Below are 16,532 nucleotides of genomic sequence, written 5' to 3' on the forward strand. Positions count from 1 at the left end.
GTCGTAGTGCGTATGTTAAGATATTAGTAAAAGGGAGGATTCTATGAGGTGTCCAAGTTGTAGGCATAAAAATAATGATGGTGCAAAGTTTTGTGAAGAATGTGGAAACAAATTAATATCGGTTCCAAAATTTTGTCCGGAGTGTGGTGCAAAACTAAAAGACGAAGAAAAGTTTTGTCTTGAATGCGGCTATAATTTTTCTTCGATGACAATGCGAAATAAAAATTTAGATTCAAATATTTTAGAAGGAAATTTGCCACAAGGAAAATCCCGGGGGAAAATAATACTTCCATCTGGTAACTGTTTATCAGGAGTATCCGATGCAGAAATAGTACATTTTGTATCTGAAATTCCTACAAATTATAATGCAAATGATCCTAATTGGAGAGTTTTAGAACCTTCGGATTTTATGGATGGAAAAGAAAAAGAGCTTTCTGATGAATCATTATTGAAAGCTTATATATATACGGGTAAAAAAGTTTTCGAACTTTTTATTTGTTCGCCAGCAGAAATTTACGCAAATAAAGATTCTAGTTGGATGTTCTCTGATTTCCTTGATATGCGTTCAATCGATTTTGAAAACTTTAATACTTCTAAAGTAATAAATATGAATCGTATGTTTAGTTGTGGCTCTCTAAACTATATTGATTTATCAAATTTTAATACACAAAACGTTACCGATATGAGTGATATGTTTTCAGGTTGCGAATATCTAGCATCATTGGATTTGTCAAGCTTTGACACTCATAAAGTTAAAAACATGAGTGGTATGTTTCAACAATGTTGCAGTCTAAATAATCTTGATTTATCGAATTTTACGATTAAAAAATATGTAGATAGCGGAGATTATTCAAAAGTTGATATGCGCTCAATGTTCGTAGATTGTAAAAATCTTATTAATTTGATTTTACCCAATAATATATCGGAAAATGCAAATATTGATTATATGTTTGAAAAAGAAGTTCGGGGTGAATGTCCATATGGAAATACGGTTTCTTGGTATCAAAAACCTGATAAAAAAAGAATAAAAGGTGGATTTTCTTTATCAGGTCTATTTGGATTATAAAAGTAAGTATGTTTTTTGCGAGGAGAAAAAATATGAAATGTACTAATTGTGGTACTGAGAATAATAGCAAAGCTAAGTTTTGTATTGAATGTGGAAAAAAATTAGTGCAAATTTCGTCCTGTCCTAATTGTGGGGCAAAGATAAACCGCAATGTAAAGTTTTGCTCAAATTGTGGTTTTAATCTTTCTTCGAAAACAAATAATGTTGTTCAAAATAATTCAGTTACTGAAGAGGAAGCAAATAGAATTGTAATTCTTCCTCCTAGTGAATTTCCAATTAGCGAGTGTGAAGAAATATATTTCTTATATAGTGAACCAAAAAATCTTAATTCAGGTTCGGAAATGTGGCAGACTACAAATATTAATGATGCTTTTGAACCAGATAAAATTGCAAAAGGAAAAAATCTTTCACTATTAAAAGTTTATGCAAATCTTTTAAAGGAGAATGGAGAAGAAAAAGTACGCTTATATATTTGTTCATCTGCTCAAATATATGCAAATGAAAATTCACGCAGTTTATTCGGTGATTGTGGTTGGAAGTTAAAAAAGATTGTTCTTGAGAACTTTGATACCTCAAAAGTTATTGATATGAGTAGGATGTTTGAAGGTTGTAAAGGACTTAAAAGTCTTGATTTGTCGAATTTTAACATGGAAAATGTTGATAATTTTTGGTATATGTTTAAAGGGTGTGAAAACTTATCAAGTATCAAGTTCCCAAATTTAGACGATAAAACTTCAAAATATCTTTACCTTGTTCTTCAAAATTTCGTAGAGGTACTAGATAATTCGTATGAAGCAGTTGAAAAAATACTTTTGGAAAATGAAGATCTTGATGAAGATTATTTGAATATGGTTGTAAGTATGTTTAAAGACTGTGAAAATTTAGAGAAAATAGATCTTCCTGAATTCTAGATTTAAGTTGTAAGAGGAATATATTATGGAGTTTTTTATTAATAAACAAGCGAATAAGTTATTAGAATGTAGTAGCTGTGGAGAGAAATTAAATCCAAATCAAAGATATTGCTCAAAGTGTGGAAAAAGAGTTGAAGTTGATGAAACTATGAAGAAAAAAGCTATTTCAAAATTAGTTTTAAAAAATTATAGTAGTATTGATGTATCCGATTACTTGGATTTTGTATCATATAAATCAATAACAGAAAAGCAAAAAGCTCAAATTTTAAACTTTGATAAAAACCTTTCTATATGTGATTTTATATGCGCTTGTAGTAAATCAATTCTAGGCGATTCATATAAAGACGGTTTATTATTCATGCTTTCGGGCTTTTACGTAAAAGAAACTCCTTTTTCACAGTCATATTTTTTCAAATATTCTGATATCGAGTTAGAAATTCTTATTGGCGATTCAGAAGAATTACGTGTTTATTTTCATGATAAAGAAACGAATAAAATGAAGCACAAAGATGTTGCTATATATGACGCACGAAAATTAAAGGAACTATTAGAAAAGATAATTGCTATAGATAAAGAAAATGATACTTCATATACAGTGAAATCTCCAACAGGGGCAACAAAAGGCGTTCATGGAACCAAAAACAGAAAAGCTTATCGTGATGGTCAAATAAGCGGTTATGAACGCTGTTCAAGGCAATATGAATTAAAACTTAGGAGTGAAGCGGAAAAATTCTTAAAAAAAGAGAAAGATTTCAGACATGAAACGACAGAATATGAGCAATTACTTGATGAATACGAAAAAGTAATTGAAGAACTTGAAGCGTTAGTTAGAGAATCTTCTTTAACTGAATATTCTGAGCGTTTAGAAAACGAAAAGAAAATTGTAAAGCAATTAAAACAGTTGCGGGGATGATTATGTCTAGACTTGATGAATTAAAGGCAAAGAGAAGTGCATTAAGTACAGAAAGAGAAAATACAATAGCTGGAGTTAGTGAAGTACCTAAAGAACTTCTTAGAGTCGCTGATGTTGCTCACAACGCTGAGCAGAATATCAAGAATCTCGATGAAGAATTTGAATTACAAACTAAGTTACGTGGAAAAGATATAGGCTTTTTATTTTTTGCTACGGCATTGCAATGTGTACGGCAGTATATTCTTACGGATTTTAAAATCCGTATGGATGACCAAAAAGCCGCTGACAAGACTTTGGGCAAAAAAAAGTTCGACCCTCATGATTTAAAGGCTCGGAAAGAAGCCGGATTTGAAGTCAGACATCATAAATTGTATAATCCGACTTTAGAAGAAATCGTTTTACATCCTGTTCCATTTGATACTACAAAAGGAAGTAAGCAATTTGAAGATTTAAATCCTTTTTCCGGTACAGGAAAACTCAGGCATAGGGCAGGTGCTATAGGGCATGATCCCATTTTAGGTTGGATATTCGGTACTGCAAACATTGCTACAAGTACGCTTACCGGCTGGAATATGCAATCATTTCATATATCTTCAAAAACCGGAACAGGCGGCGGAGATTTTTTAAAATTACATGCCGATACAGGTAAAGTGCTTTCATATACATTTAATAAATTACTCCATGAGAATTTAAAAGGGAAAATAATCATAGGTACATCTTTAGTCAAAGAAGGAGTTCATTTGGCTTCTGATGTAAATACAAAACACAGTTTGCCTTTTCCAATTGTTTCAACCTATGATCCGAAACTTGCTTCAGGACTCGCCGATTATGGAATAGATATGGCTAATATTTTAACAGTCGGAAAACAGGTAGCTTTGGCTTCAGCAATTAATATGCTTGTTGTAATGATCCATCGCATGACTTTCAATGCTGAGAGAGACGGCGATCCAAAATTGTATGAAGTTCGAACAAGGCGGGTGGTTACCTATTCAAATGTAATTGCCTCTGCAAGTAATGTTCTCGCTGTTGGAATCGCTGCCGGTATTGGAATCGCCGCCGGGAATGAAGAACTTGTTAGAAGAAGTCTCCGAAAACTGGATATTGGCGGATTGCTCGTTACTTTGTATCGACTTATAAACGATTATAAATTTATAAGTGATTTGAAACAAGAATTTATTTTGAATAACTTTGATAAAATGGTTCAGGGAGATATGTAGTATATGATAGAAGAGTTCGAGTCTATAATTCTTTGTCGAAATGATAAAGGACGTTTTGTAAAGCAAATAAAACTTGGTAATAAATTTTTGTCGGATATTAACCAAATGTCTAATGCTGTTTTTCAAATTAAGAATGATTATATAAGCTTAGAAAATCAATTAAATTTATTGAATTGGAAAATTAATAGTCTTATTTCAACCCGAATTCTCTATAACTATAAAGGAATTAATTTCCCAAAACAAAATGAAGAAATGTCATATATGTCGAAAAATTATTTCTCCAAAGTTATAGAAAATATAAATGAAGGTCTTTATGCATTATTAACTGATTTTTATAATAATAAAATTGTTGTTCATCCCCGAATAATACACGATCATATTATTTATCTTCTTTGCTTTTATCAAAAATTAAAAATCTCAAAAGATTTTAAATCTATCGTAAGCTATGAGCAAAAAGAAATGGTCGAGGCTCAGTTTATAGAGTGTATAAATTTATTCAATGAAATTTTATCAGATAAAATTTTTGAAGATAATTGTGATTTTGTAATAGGAATGTTTTCTGTGCTTTTAGGTAAATCTTATAATTATAAACCACAGGATATTCCTCACTGTGAATTGAAAGACTGCAAATTAGATTATGAATTCAAGGAAATACCATGTTTCCGCTGTAGCTGAAAAAATAGCTTCTTTTGAAACTCCAAAATATTTAGAACAAAGAGCAGAGAGCTTCAAAGCAAAAACTTAAAAAAGTGTTATCTAAAGTTCCTGCAATAGAACCTTTGGAATTTGACAAATAAAAGTCAAACACAAATTATAACCACCCGGCAAACGGGCGGTTTGATCCTATCATAAATTTTCAGCTTCCCCTCCCGAATAATACTCCAAAACTTTTCGGGCGAACCGATAAGCGTTTTTTATTTCCGTATTTGACTCAAAATACTGTTTTCGATGAATCATACGACCGTCAAAAAATTCGGATATTTCTTTTAATGTAAACTCCTTGATTTTCGGCGACGTTATCAGTTTTGTATACACCGATAACATAACTGCAAAATCGTTAAGAAGAGGGACTTTCATGCAGCTTGAAATGACACCGTTGCCGATACCGATATTGCCCCGCAAAAGTTCGAAACTTGTGTCCAAGTCGTATTTGAAACTTTGTACGCTCTTAAAAGAACACAGCATACAGATATTGTGCGCCGCTGCATTTCGCAATCTTCTGACCGAATCGAAGTGTTTGGCATAGTCACATTTGATTCTAAAAAAATCGTAATAAAAAATATAAAAATTAATAAAATCATAAAAGCCGATCATTTCAACAAAATTCCAAACAGTAGGCACTTCAATATATTTGTCAAAATCGAGTCCGCTGTAGCCTGCGAGCCTCGCTCCTGATGTGAGGGTCGCCTTTATTTTTTCATGCGATTCCAGGAATTTATCTACAACTTCGTATCCGTCATCCGCAGGATTGTTCTGACATTCATTGACAAGTTTTACCTTCAGGTAATGTTCCAAATCAATGGTCATTTTGAGGATAAGTTTTCTGAAAAACATATCGACGGTCGAAAGCTCGACCAAATGTCCGAAATCCAAACCGATGTATTTTCCGCTTTTTGTCCGCTCGTTACAGGTTTCGGCGTATTGTTTTAAACGAAAAAAATAATTGTGTTTTTGAAGGAAACTTTTTGCATCTTCTTCACTTATTAAATTAAAAGTTAAACCGAGATTCGTTTTACAATAGTCAATGATTTCAGGAACGGTAAGTTTTTTTGATTTTAAATGTGAGTAAGAATTCTTGGACATTATTAATTTCTCCTATTTTTTGTTTTCGATATCCCAGTCGATTTCGATGGAGCGGTGTTCGATGTCCTGAATGCGCCGGTAGGTCAGGCAGTCGGCGCGGTGCACGGTGATACCTCTGTTCCGCGATATATAGCCGACGATCGCATCGGGGTATTTCGGTTTGCAGCACTGCGCGAAGGTGACGAAAAAATTCGTCGAACTTCCGATGCGTATTTTGCCCGTTCCCTGCACTGTGTCGGTGCGCGCTCCTGTTCCCTTTTTGTGCCGCCTCGTTTCCTGAATTTCACGGGAGGTTGTCGTGTTCGCGCTTTGTGCCGTTTCCGTTTTCGCTTTGTCGGCAAAGGTCGGATCGTGTGCGGTGAGCCACGCGTGGATCTTTTGCCGCGCTTTTGCGGTTTTTACCGCCGCGAGCTGAGATGCCGTCGGATGCGCCTGCGGGTTCGTGAGGATTTCGATGATCTGTGTGTTTTGCAGCGGCTCGACGAGCGGTATGATTTTTCCGTCCGCTTTTGCGCCGACGATTTTTTCGCCGATAGCCGAATGGATGCGGTATGCGAAGTCGATCGCGTTCGAGCCGGCGGGGAGCTGTACGACTTGTCCCTTCGGCGTAAACACGTAGATTTCATCGCCGAGCAGATCGCTTTTCAGTGCGCTGAAAAAATTTTCATCGGAAACGTGACCGTCGCGAAGTTCGCGCAGTTCGTTGAAGATACCGAGGTGTTCGATGTCGACAAAATCGCGGCTCTTTCCTTTTTTGTACAGCCAGTGGCTCGCGATACCGTGCTCGGCCGCTTCGTCCATCGCTTTTGTGCGTATCTGTATTTCGAGCGGTTTCCCGTCGCACATGACGGTCGTATGCAGCGAGCGGTAGCCGTTCGCTTTCGGCATAGCAATATAATCTTTAAATCGCCCGTCGAGCGGCTTCCAAAGATTGTGCACGATGCCGACGATCGTGTAGCATTCCGGGTTTTCGTCGCAGATGATGCGGAGCGCGAGCAGATCGTAGAGTTTGTCGGGCGACACGTTGCGCTTTCGCATTTTTTGATAAATCGAATAAAAATGTTTTGCGCGGCTCGTGATAGCGATGCGGATGCCAGCCTTTTGTGCAGCCGAACGGATTTGTTCCACGGCTTTTTCGAGGTAGGCGTTCCGCTCGTCTTTTTTTTGCGCGACGATCGCTTTGATCTGCAAAAACACGTCGGGATTCGTGTACTTTAAACTCAAATCTTCGAATTCGTTTTTTTCTTCCTGCATGCCGAGCCTGTCCGCAAGCGGTGCCCAAATGTCGATTATCTCTGCGGCGAGCGCGCGCTGTGTCGCATCGGGAAGCGTATCGATGCAGCGTATTTGATCGAGTTTATCCGCGATTTTAATAAGGATGATGCGCACGTCGTCCACCATCGCGAAGAGCATTTTGCGTACCGCATCCGCCTGCTGTATCGTCGAATGTCCGACGGGCATGTGCATGATCTTCGTCGTACCGTCTATGAGACGGGATGTGTTTTCGTCGAACAATTTGCGGATATCGTCTTTTGTGACGTCGAAATCGTATATCGTGTGGAGCAGCGCCGCGCATATCGATTCGGAATCCATTTTGTTTTGTGCGAGGATGTATGCGATGCGGAGCGGATGCAGACAGTAGGGAGAGCCGTCGGATCGGTTTTTGCCGCGCGATTTTTCGCAGAGCAGATTCCATGCCGCTTCGATTTTTCGTTTGTCTTCGTCCGAATAAAAATCGAAGGCGCCGAAAAACTCGCCGAGCAGTGCGGCTGTATCGCGTATATCGGCTTTGACGGTGACGATCCTACTCATCGCGTCATCGTATCAAATCGCAGGTCTTGACGCAAGCATCGCGGTAAGAGTATCGGTACATTCCGCGCGATTTGTATCGTATCGGTATTTCGGTTGTTAATAAAATATACCGGAGGTATTGATGAAACGGATACGGTCTATAATTTTGTTGATAATTTTTACTGCAGCGGCTATTTTGACCGGATGCGGTGCGCGTAAAAACCTTGCTGCAATGAAATATACAGTCGACAGCGCGTCCGTGCGCTCCGGCGGCGTCTATGCGGCCGAAGAAAAATCCGCCGGTACTACTTCCGATGCCGCGCTGCCCTTGCCCGAAAACCGAAAGCTCATCCGTACGGGGAATATCCGTTTTGAAGTTTCGAGTCTCGCCGAAACGAAGGCGGCGGCGGAAGCGTGGGCGAAGCGTTTCGGCGGTTATGTTTCGGATTTTTCGGAAGACGGCCGCTCGCTCGGTATGACGGTACACATCCCGTCTTCCGTTTTTGACGATGCGATGTCGTCGTCCGGCACTATCGGTAAAATCCTTTCGAAATCCGCGGACAGCGTCGACGTTACCGACCGCTTTTACGATTTGGATTCGCGTTTGGCAACTCGCCGTGTTTTGCTCGAGCGATTGCAATCGTATCTTCGGGAAGCGAAAAATATCAAAGACATGCTCGAAATCGAAACGAAAATAAACGACATTACGGCCGAAATCGAGCAGATGCAGGGACAGTTCAACCGTCTGTCCAAACAGATCGATTATTCGGAGATCTATATCGAAGCGCACTTGCCGTACAACCACGCGGAAGACAGAGGCTTTATCTTTCCCGATTTGAAATCGGCGTTTATCGAATTCTGCGAAACCGTCGTCGGGTTTTTTACCAACTTTGTATTCGTCGTTTTGTACATAATCATTTTCGGCATACCGATCCTCTGCGTCGCATTTTTGCTGTATTGGATTTGCTTCGGTAAAATCGGCGTGCTTCGAAAGCTCTTTGCAAAGATCCGCGCAGGTAAAAAAGAAAAATAAGGCATTGCAAAAGACAGCCTGTTTTTTCAGCCTTATATACCCGCATTGCTACAAACGGTTTTTTTTGGTAAAATCGCCGTCATAGCGAACGTAACGCTTAATAATTTTTTGTGACGGGAACTTCTAAAGACTGCGGTTTTCGGAAGCAGCCCGATACGTACGGGAGACGGCTATGGCGGAAACGAATCACGAATGCACGCTTGATAAAATCATCAGTTTGTGCAAGCGGCGCGGTTTTGTATATCAATCGAGCGAAATTTACGGCGGGCAGGCGGGCGCGTGGGATTACGGCCCGCTCGGAATCGAACTCAAGCGCAATATTCAAAATGCGTGGTGGAAAGAGATGACGCAGCTCCACGACGATGTCGTCGGCCTTGACTCTTCAATTTTTATGCATCACACGACGTGGGAAGCGAGCGGACACGTTGCTCATTTTTCCGATCCGATGATCGACTGCACCGAATGCAAAGCGCGTTTTCGCGCGGATCAGCTTATCGAAGATTTTTGCGCTTCTCACGACGTAAAGCCTGGAAAGGCGGTAGATGCGATGACGCACGAAGAGATGAAAGCGTTTATCGACGAGCACGCCGTCAACTGCCCCGTGTGCGGCAAGCACAGCTATACCGGCGTGCGCGAATTCAATTTGATGTTCAAAACACATCTCGGTCCCGTTCAAAGCGACACGTCCATAGTATACCTCCGCCCGGAAACCTGTCAGGGCATTTTCGTCGATTTTAAAAATATCGTTCAATCGAATCGGATGAAGATTCCGTTCGGCGTCGCGCAGGTCGGAAAATCGTTCCGCAATGAAATCATCTTTAAGAATTTTATCTTCCGTACTTGCGAATTCGAACAGATGGAAATGGAATACTTTTGCAAGCCCGGTGCCGACGATGATGCGTTCGCGTATTGGCGGGAACAGCGCTGGAATTTTTATAAGCGATACGGTATTGCAGAAAAAAATCTTCACTGGAAACACCACGATAAACTTGCGCACTATGCAAAAGACGCGTACGATATCCAATACCGCTTTCCGATCGGTTTCGAAGAGATCGAAGGTATTCACAACCGGACGGATTTCGACCTGTCGCAGCACACGAAGTACAGCGGCAAAGATATGAGCTATATCGATCAGGACGACTGCAACAAGCGTTACACTCCCTACGTCATCGAAACGTCAGCCGGATTGAACCGAAACTTTCTCATGTTTTTGTGTGAAGCGTACGAAGAGCAAAACGTCGCATCCGACGGCGGCGAAGATTACCGCACGGTGCTGCACCTCCATCCGCGTCTCGCGCCGGTTACGGTCGCCGTACTCCCGATGATGAAAAAAGACGGACTGGCGGAAATTGCGGCGGACGTCCGTAAAGCGCTCAAAGAAGATTTCGTCACCGATTACGATACGAGCGGTACGATCGGCAAACGCTACCGCCGGCAGGATGAAATCGGCACGCCGTTTTGCGTTACGGTCGATTATCAAACAAAAGACGACGACACCGTGACGATCCGTTTTCGCGATTCGATGGAACAAACGCGCGTCAAGAGAAGCGATTTGGTTTCCGAAATTCACAAAGCGATCGCATCGTACACGCCCGTCATTAGAAATTAATAATCATGTATCGTATCCGTGCGGTCATTTTGCCGGTGCGCTTACGATGCATCCGTCACACGGATAAAGTATGGATTACGTTCGGCTCGGCAAAACGAATCTCCTCGCAAGCAGGACGGCCTTCGGCGCCATGTCGCTCAAGCATACGGGAGATACCGAAACGGCTTCAACGCTCATCCGAAAAGCGTACGAAGCGGGAATCAATTTTTTCGATACGTCGCGCAGCAACGGTGCAAGCGAAAAGCTGCTCGGAGACGCGCTCTACGAAGTGCGGGAAAACGTCATCATCGCGACGAAATCGAAAGCCTCTTCGGGGCAGGAACTGCTTCGCGATTTGGATGAGAGCCTCGACGCGCTGCACTGCGATGCGATCGATCTGTATCAATACGAAACTGAAAGTTTTATCCCGACGGCAGACGGCAAAGACGGCATCTATCAAACGCTCCTTACGATGAAAGCGTCCGGTAAAATCAAACATATAGGTGCCGTAACCGAAGACTTTGATACCGCTTCCGAAATTATTAAAACGGAACTTTACGAAACGATCCAATTTCCGTTCAGCATGATAAGTCCGCTCGACACAGCATCTCTCGTGGAGCTGTGTGCGGAACGCGATATGGGCTTTATCGCAATGCAGCCCTTGTGCGGGGGCGTGCTTTCGAATATTCCGCTCGCCTTCGGCTTTCTCCATCAATACGAAAACGTTTTTCCGCTGTGGGGTGCGGAAACGCTCGAAGAGCTTTCGCAGATTTTATATTTTAACGACCGCCCGCCGGTCATCGATGAAGCGTTCCAAAGAGATGTCGAAAAGCTGCGCACGTTTTTTAATTAGCGAGATAACGGGCAAAGATTTTCCAAAGACAGGTAAGGTGAATTCAAAGGCTGCACACTGCCGCCCAGTTTCTAAAAAATATTTTATAACCGCCGGCATCCCATAAATCGATAAATTCTTCATACGGATAATATCGATTTCCGCTGCGGCATTTTTTATCCGTGACGGTTTTACGTGTATTTTCGGAACTCTTTTTCTGCAGCGAATCATACAGCATAAAGCCGTTTTCATCGTATCCTAAAATCGTTACATAGTGTTGAATATGCTGTATTTTTATTAAAACGATTACGGGAAAGCCCTTATCGATATTTTCTTGAAGCCATTGTATTTTCTCGTCTCCCGTTTTGTTTTTCAAAATATATTCTTTCGTTTTTATCGCATACGCATTTAATAATTTAATAACACCTCGCGGGAATGTGAGATTTTTGTATATCCTCCACTGTATTTCACTTGCAAGCAATTCGGGAGAAATTTTGTCGTTTTTTAAGATATTGATAACAGCCATGACCGAATACGGCCCGCAATTGTTTAAGGTTTGCCGGTAAAGCAGATCGGCATCGAGCGGTAAAGAGCGGCTTATTTCATGGGGTATCGGTTTTATTGTTATACGGGAAGGAAATGCTCTTCCGAAAATTAATAACGATACGGCCGCAAAAAAAATAATAAGAGAAATAATTATTACGGTAGGTTTTATCTTCATATTAAAAAAACGGGATGCCGAGCGGCACCCCGTTTGCGATTTTTCCGGCTTACGGACGCGCGATGATATCCGCAAGTTTCGCACACTTTTCCAAATCTTTCGGCAAAAGTTCTTCGCGCGCTTTATTGACGTATTTCGGATCCTGGAAGCTGTATGTAAACTTCGTATGGATATCGTAAGTACCCTTCATGAGCGCGTATGCGTCTTCGGTCATGACGAGTTCTTCGTCCGTCGGGATGACGAAAATTTTCGTTTTGCTGTCATCGGTGCTGATGCATGTTTCCGCGTTTCCGGTAAAAGACCATGCGTTTTTCTGCGCATCGAGTTTGATGCCGATATCGTCCAATCCTTCGAGGCTTTTTCCGCGAACGGTCGGAGAGTGTTCTCCGATGCCTGCGGTAAAGACGACCGCATCGACGCGGCCGAGCGCTGCTTTGTATGCGCCGATATATTTTTTAAGGCGGTATGCGGACATTTCAATCGACAGAGAGGCCAGTTTGTCGCCTCCCGCCGCCGCATTTTCGATGTCGCGGCTGTCCGTGTATTTTCCGTCTGTGATGCCGAGTAAACCGCACTGTTTGTTGAGCGCCGTATCCATTTCATCGGCACTCATGCCGGTCTTGCGCATAATATAAAACGGAAGCGCCGCATCGATGTCGCCGCACCTCGTACCCATGACGAGTCCCTCGAGCGGTGTAATGCCCATAGACGTATCGAAGCAGACGCCGCCTTTTACCGCGCATACCGACGCACCGTTTCCGAGGTGACAGATTATTAAATTCGTATCTTTTGGCTCTTTGCCGAGCAGCACCGCAGCGCGTTTCGACGTGTACATAAACGATGTGCCGTGGAAACCGTAACGGCGCGCGTGGTATTTTTCGTACCATTCGTGCGGGATCGCATACATATACGATACTTCAGGCATCGTCTGGTGCCATGCGGTATCCATAACGGCGCAGTGCGGAACATTCGGCAGCACTTTTTGCGCAGCTTCAATACCCATGATGTTTGCAGGATTGTGCAGCGGCCCCAAATCCTGCACTTCGCGGAACGTTTCGAGTACGGCAGGCGTAATGATAACCGACTTCGTGAATTTTTCACCGCCGTGGAGTACGCGGTGACCGACGGCACCGATCGTGCTCATGTCTTTGATGACGCCGACTTTTTCGTCGGTTATTTCTTTCATGATAAGTTCGATCGCTTCTTTGTGTGTCGGGCAGGGGCTTTCGATTTTATATTTGTCGGCTTCGACGCAGTGCGTGATGACCGAGCCGGGGCGGCCGACGCGTTCTACGATGCCCGTACACAAAACGGCTTTGTCGTCCCAGTCGTAGACTTGGTACTTTGCGGAAGATGAACCGCAGTTAAGCGTTAGAATAACCATACTCGCTTCCTTAATAAAAAATGTGTTTATTATTATAAAAGTATTTGCCGTTCTTCGCAAGGTACCGCATTGCATCACGTTAAATCTAACCGAAAAAAAAGCCGTTCCTCACGTAAAAATCTAACCCAAATCTGAGTCACAATAGAAGCCCGAAGGAAGGGCACCATGGGGTTAGATATGAAAACGAAAAAGAAATTGACCGAAGAAACGGCAAAACGCTACTGTACGGCAAACAAGAAGCGCAAGACGAAAATCATCGACGAGTTCACCGCAACCACCGGCTACAACCGAAAATACGCCATCCACATCCTCAAAAACAGCGCACGCATAAAAATAACACACTTCAACAACGTCGAAAGAAAGAGTGTACAGATCATCAAAAAGCCTCGTAAAAAGCGGCACTATGAAAAATACTACGGTCAAGATGTGCAGCGTGAAGTTATTCGACTGTGGCTATTTTCGATGTACCTGTGTGCAAAACGGCTCGTACCCTTTATCCGCGACAATATCGATTACCTTGCCCTCAAGTTCGGCTATACTGAACAACTGAAAACAAAACTTGCTCACATATCAAGCGCAACGGTCTCAAGGATACTCAAGCCGGAAATCCCCAAGCATTCCATCCGCGGTATTGCAACGACACGACCGGCAAAGAATCTCAATAAACTCATTCCGATCCGCACCTTCTTCGATTGGGACGAACGAAAACCGGGCTTTTTCGAAGCCGATACGGTCGCTCATTGCGGTACAACTACGGAAGGACAGTATATTTGTACCCTGACACTCACCGACGTTCATTCAGGATGGACGGAAAATCGTGCGCTTTTGAATAAAGCTCATCGGTGGGTCAAAGAAGCGACAGAGGACGTGAAAATACACTTACCCTTTGCTATGAAAGGCATTGACAGCGATAACGGACGTGAGTTCAAAAATATACAGCTTTTGCAGTGGTGTGAACTAAATCATATTACGTTCACCCGAAGCCGGTCGTACAAAAAAAATGACAACTGTTTTGTTGAACAGAAAAACGACAGCGTGGTAAGGCGTATTGTCGGCTACTATCGATTTGAGGGAGAAGCTGCCTGTGTTGTCTTAGCAGAACTGTATGAAAGTTATAATAAGCTCGTTAATTTCTTTTTTCCCTCGATGAAGATTATTGCAAAGCAACGAATAGACGCAAAGGTCATAAAGAAATATGATGCGGCTAAGACTCCCTACCGAAGGCTTATGGAAAGTAAGGAGGTAAGCAAGGCGGTAAAAGCTGAGCTTTTCAGGAGAAAGAACAGATTGGATTTACAACAGCTGCTTGACAAGACACAACTCTTGCAGCGTAAGCTTATCGCTATGGCGGTGCAACGGTCATAGCTACGGTTAGATTTTTACTTGAGGAACCGAAATCGTTTCGGTTAGATTTTTACGTGAGGAAATACGGGTACCGCCGCAGCAGTCGCGCGCGGGTACCGGGAATTATGCATGAGAAACTTTAATCGTAAAAAGATGACATGTAACGTAAAAATCGGCTACACTCCCGGCAGCAGCCCTGCCGTTTGCGCGGGGAACTTCGCGCTTCGCGCTCGTTGCAAGTGCCGCGGCTGACCGTAATCGGAATCGGACTGCGCAAAATTTCTTCGAAATTTTGCTTGCCATCGGTCAGAGCGGCTCGGCGGCATTGCCGCTGCCTCGCGTTCCTCCTTTTTTATTTTATTATACGCCTCTTTCCTGTGTATACATTTTCTATGCGTAAGTCCTACATCTGATGGCGCGCCGGATACGGGAGCGAGCGCCGCATTGTCTTTCGCGTTCCGTGTCAACCTTTCATCAGCGCCGCGTACTTTTCCGCGATGCGCTTCGATTTTTCCGCAGCGAGCCCGCGGTAGCGCGCGGGGTTTTCGAAAAACGTTTCCGCGTCTTCGATGCCGAGTTTTTTCAGCTGCTCGGTTATTTTATTAAAAGCATCGGTGTGGCGCTTCAGTACGGCAAAAAACGGCTCTCCCGTCTTTTCGCATTCGAGCGTAATTTTTCTGACGATTTCATGACCGTCGCTCACACCCGCTTCTCCGAGTAAAATATACGCCGGCTCCGCAAGTACTCCGCCCTTTACTCTGCCGCCCGCATTTTCAAGCGTCTTCGCCATCGCTTCCGTATCAGCCTGCAAACCCGACACGACTTTTTTCATGCGGCTCACCGCCAGCGTAAAGCCCGCGACATAATCGGCGATAAAACGCTGGCTCGCGCTGTTCGTCAAATCACGCTGGTGTTCCGAAATCTGATCCATATAAAACGTGATTACGCGCGGACACATCGCTTTCCACAAAGACTTTACGTGCTCGCTGTTCCACGGATTGCGCTTTTGCGGCATCGTACTCGAACCGACTTGCGTCGAACTGAAATACTCGAACACTTCTCCGATCTCCGAACGCTGGAGATTGCGCAAATCGTCGGCGAGGTTTGCGATGATGCCGAAGGCGGTATTGCATTCGAGCAGCAATCGTAAAAGGTATTCCGGTTCGACGAGCTGATTCGAATATTCGCTCGGTTCGAGACCGAGAAATGCGAGATAGCGCCGCTCCAAAGCTTCGGGATCTTTGACGATCATCGAAAGCCCGTTGTACGCGCCGACGGGACCTGCAAGTTTTCCTTTCAGCTGCTTTGCAAGCTCTTCGATTTTAATAATCGATTTTCCGAGCCTCGAAACGAATTCCGCAATCGTCCAGCCGAAGGTAATCGGAACGGCGTGCTGACCGTGCGTGCGCCCGACTTGCGGCGTTTCGGCATCGCGCAGTACGATATCGCAGAGCGCTTTTTCGAGCGCTTTCAATTCGGGCACGGTGACGTTTTGCATAACGTCCCGCATGCGAAGTGCAAGCGCCGTGTCGAGTATGTCGACACTCGTCGCGCCCAAGTGAACGAAGGGCGCGATTTCGCTCGGAACCGTCCGCTTCATCACGTTGACGAGCGCGCGGATATTGTGCTGCGTCTTTTCTTCTTCGGCGTACACTTCTTCGGGATCGACGGTATTTGCCGCCGCATCGATTGCCTCCTCGATTTCAGACGTGAGCGCGCCTCGCACTTCGAAATGCGCTTTTACGAGCGCGGCCTCGGCTTTCGCACACGAGCGCACCGCCGCCTCTTCGGAAATGCAGCGCACGAGTTTATCGTATACGTCTTTTTCGGAAATCGAATAACGGTGATCCAACGGCGAAATATTTTCAAAAACGGAACGGGTTTTCATGCGGAAAGTATGCAGGAAAAACGGAAAACTTGCAATGCGCT

Annotated in this window: 14 protein-coding genes; 9 read left to right on the forward strand and 5 right to left on the reverse strand. The window is 43.3% G+C overall.

Annotation, left to right across the window (positions count from 1 at the left end; all coding sequences use genetic code 11):
• Positions 1-43: 43 nt before the first annotated feature.
• Genes H9I35_RS08825 through H9I35_RS08845 form a run of 5 tightly spaced genes read left to right on the forward strand, consistent with a single transcriptional unit; the run spans position 44 to position 4,782 of the window.
• Complete coding sequence (locus H9I35_RS08825; RefSeq protein ID WP_187419049.1) at positions 44-1,066, forward strand: BspA family leucine-rich repeat surface protein; 1,023 nt, start codon at positions 44-46, stop codon at positions 1,064-1,066.
• Positions 1,067-1,098: 32 nt separating this feature from the next.
• The gene (locus H9I35_RS08830) at positions 1,099-1,977 is read left to right on the forward strand and encodes a zinc-ribbon domain-containing protein (protein WP_187419050.1); all 879 of its coding nucleotides are present in this window, start codon (positions 1,099-1,101) and stop codon (positions 1,975-1,977) included.
• Positions 1,978-2,002: 25 nt separating this feature from the next.
• Positions 2,003-2,890, forward strand: coding sequence for a zinc ribbon domain-containing protein (locus H9I35_RS08835; RefSeq protein ID WP_187419051.1), 888 nt, complete (start codon positions 2,003-2,005; stop codon positions 2,888-2,890).
• A 2-nt stretch (positions 2,891-2,892) separates the two neighbouring features.
• Complete coding sequence (locus H9I35_RS08840; RefSeq protein WP_187419052.1) at positions 2,893-4,107, forward strand: hypothetical protein; 1,215 nt, start codon at positions 2,893-2,895, stop codon at positions 4,105-4,107.
• Between the two features lie 3 nt (positions 4,108-4,110).
• A complete protein-coding gene (locus H9I35_RS08845) occupies positions 4,111-4,782 on the forward strand; it encodes a hypothetical protein (RefSeq protein WP_187419053.1) in 672 nt (223 codons plus the stop codon).
• Positions 4,783-4,953: 171 nt separating this feature from the next.
• On the opposite strand, the gene H9I35_RS08850 is transcribed toward H9I35_RS08845, so the two are convergent.
• Both H9I35_RS08850 and H9I35_RS08855 read right to left on the reverse strand, forming a co-directional pair.
• Positions 4,954-5,910: an Abi family protein gene (locus H9I35_RS08850; RefSeq protein ID WP_187419054.1), complete on the reverse strand. Its 957-nt coding sequence runs from the start codon at positions 5,908-5,910 to the stop codon at positions 4,954-4,956.
• A 12-nt stretch (positions 5,911-5,922) separates the two neighbouring features.
• A complete protein-coding gene (locus H9I35_RS08855; RefSeq protein ID WP_187419055.1) occupies positions 5,923-7,722 on the reverse strand; it encodes a RelA/SpoT family protein in 1,800 nt (599 codons plus the stop codon).
• Between the two features lie 121 nt (positions 7,723-7,843).
• On the opposite strand from H9I35_RS08855, the gene H9I35_RS08860 reads away from it, so the two are divergent.
• From H9I35_RS08860 to H9I35_RS08870, 3 genes are all read left to right on the forward strand, one after another.
• Complete coding sequence (locus H9I35_RS08860; RefSeq protein ID WP_187419056.1) at positions 7,844-8,734, forward strand: DUF4349 domain-containing protein; 891 nt, start codon at positions 7,844-7,846, stop codon at positions 8,732-8,734.
• 172 nt (positions 8,735-8,906) lie between these two features.
• Positions 8,907-10,343, forward strand: a complete 1,437-nt coding sequence (locus H9I35_RS08865; protein ID WP_187419057.1) for a glycine--tRNA ligase — start codon at positions 8,907-8,909, stop codon at positions 10,341-10,343.
• 70 nt (positions 10,344-10,413) lie between these two features.
• A complete protein-coding gene (locus tag H9I35_RS08870; protein ID WP_187419058.1) occupies positions 10,414-11,175 on the forward strand; it encodes an aldo/keto reductase in 762 nt (253 codons plus the stop codon).
• A gap of 43 nt (positions 11,176-11,218) precedes the next feature.
• Here the strand turns inward: H9I35_RS08870 and H9I35_RS08875 are convergent, their stop codons facing one another.
• Both H9I35_RS08875 and H9I35_RS08880 read right to left on the reverse strand, forming a co-directional pair.
• Positions 11,219-11,875, reverse strand: a complete 657-nt coding sequence (locus H9I35_RS08875; RefSeq protein ID WP_187419059.1) for a C39 family peptidase — start codon at positions 11,873-11,875, stop codon at positions 11,219-11,221.
• Positions 11,876-11,924: 49 nt separating this feature from the next.
• Positions 11,925-13,259 (reverse strand): acetate kinase, encoded by a 1,335-nt coding sequence (locus H9I35_RS08880; RefSeq protein WP_187419060.1) that lies wholly within the window; start codon positions 13,257-13,259, stop codon positions 11,925-11,927.
• Between the two features lie 165 nt (positions 13,260-13,424).
• Between H9I35_RS08880 and H9I35_RS08885 the strand changes: the two genes are divergently transcribed.
• Positions 13,425-14,624, forward strand: coding sequence for an integrase catalytic domain-containing protein (locus H9I35_RS08885; protein WP_187418950.1), 1,200 nt, complete (start codon positions 13,425-13,427; stop codon positions 14,622-14,624).
• Between the two features lie 442 nt (positions 14,625-15,066).
• Here H9I35_RS08885 and H9I35_RS08890 read toward each other — a convergent pair whose 3' ends face one another.
• Positions 15,067-16,491 carry a lyase family protein gene (locus tag H9I35_RS08890; RefSeq protein ID WP_187419061.1) on the reverse strand — a complete coding sequence of 475 codons (1,425 nt, stop codon included), beginning with the start codon at positions 16,489-16,491 and terminating at the stop codon, positions 15,067-15,069.
• Positions 16,492-16,532: the final 41 nt, after the last annotated feature.

This window comes from Treponema sp. Marseille-Q4132, assembly GCF_014334835.1.
In the GTDB taxonomy this organism is placed as follows: Bacteria; Spirochaetota; Spirochaetia; order Treponematales; family Treponemataceae; genus Treponema_D; species Treponema_D paredis.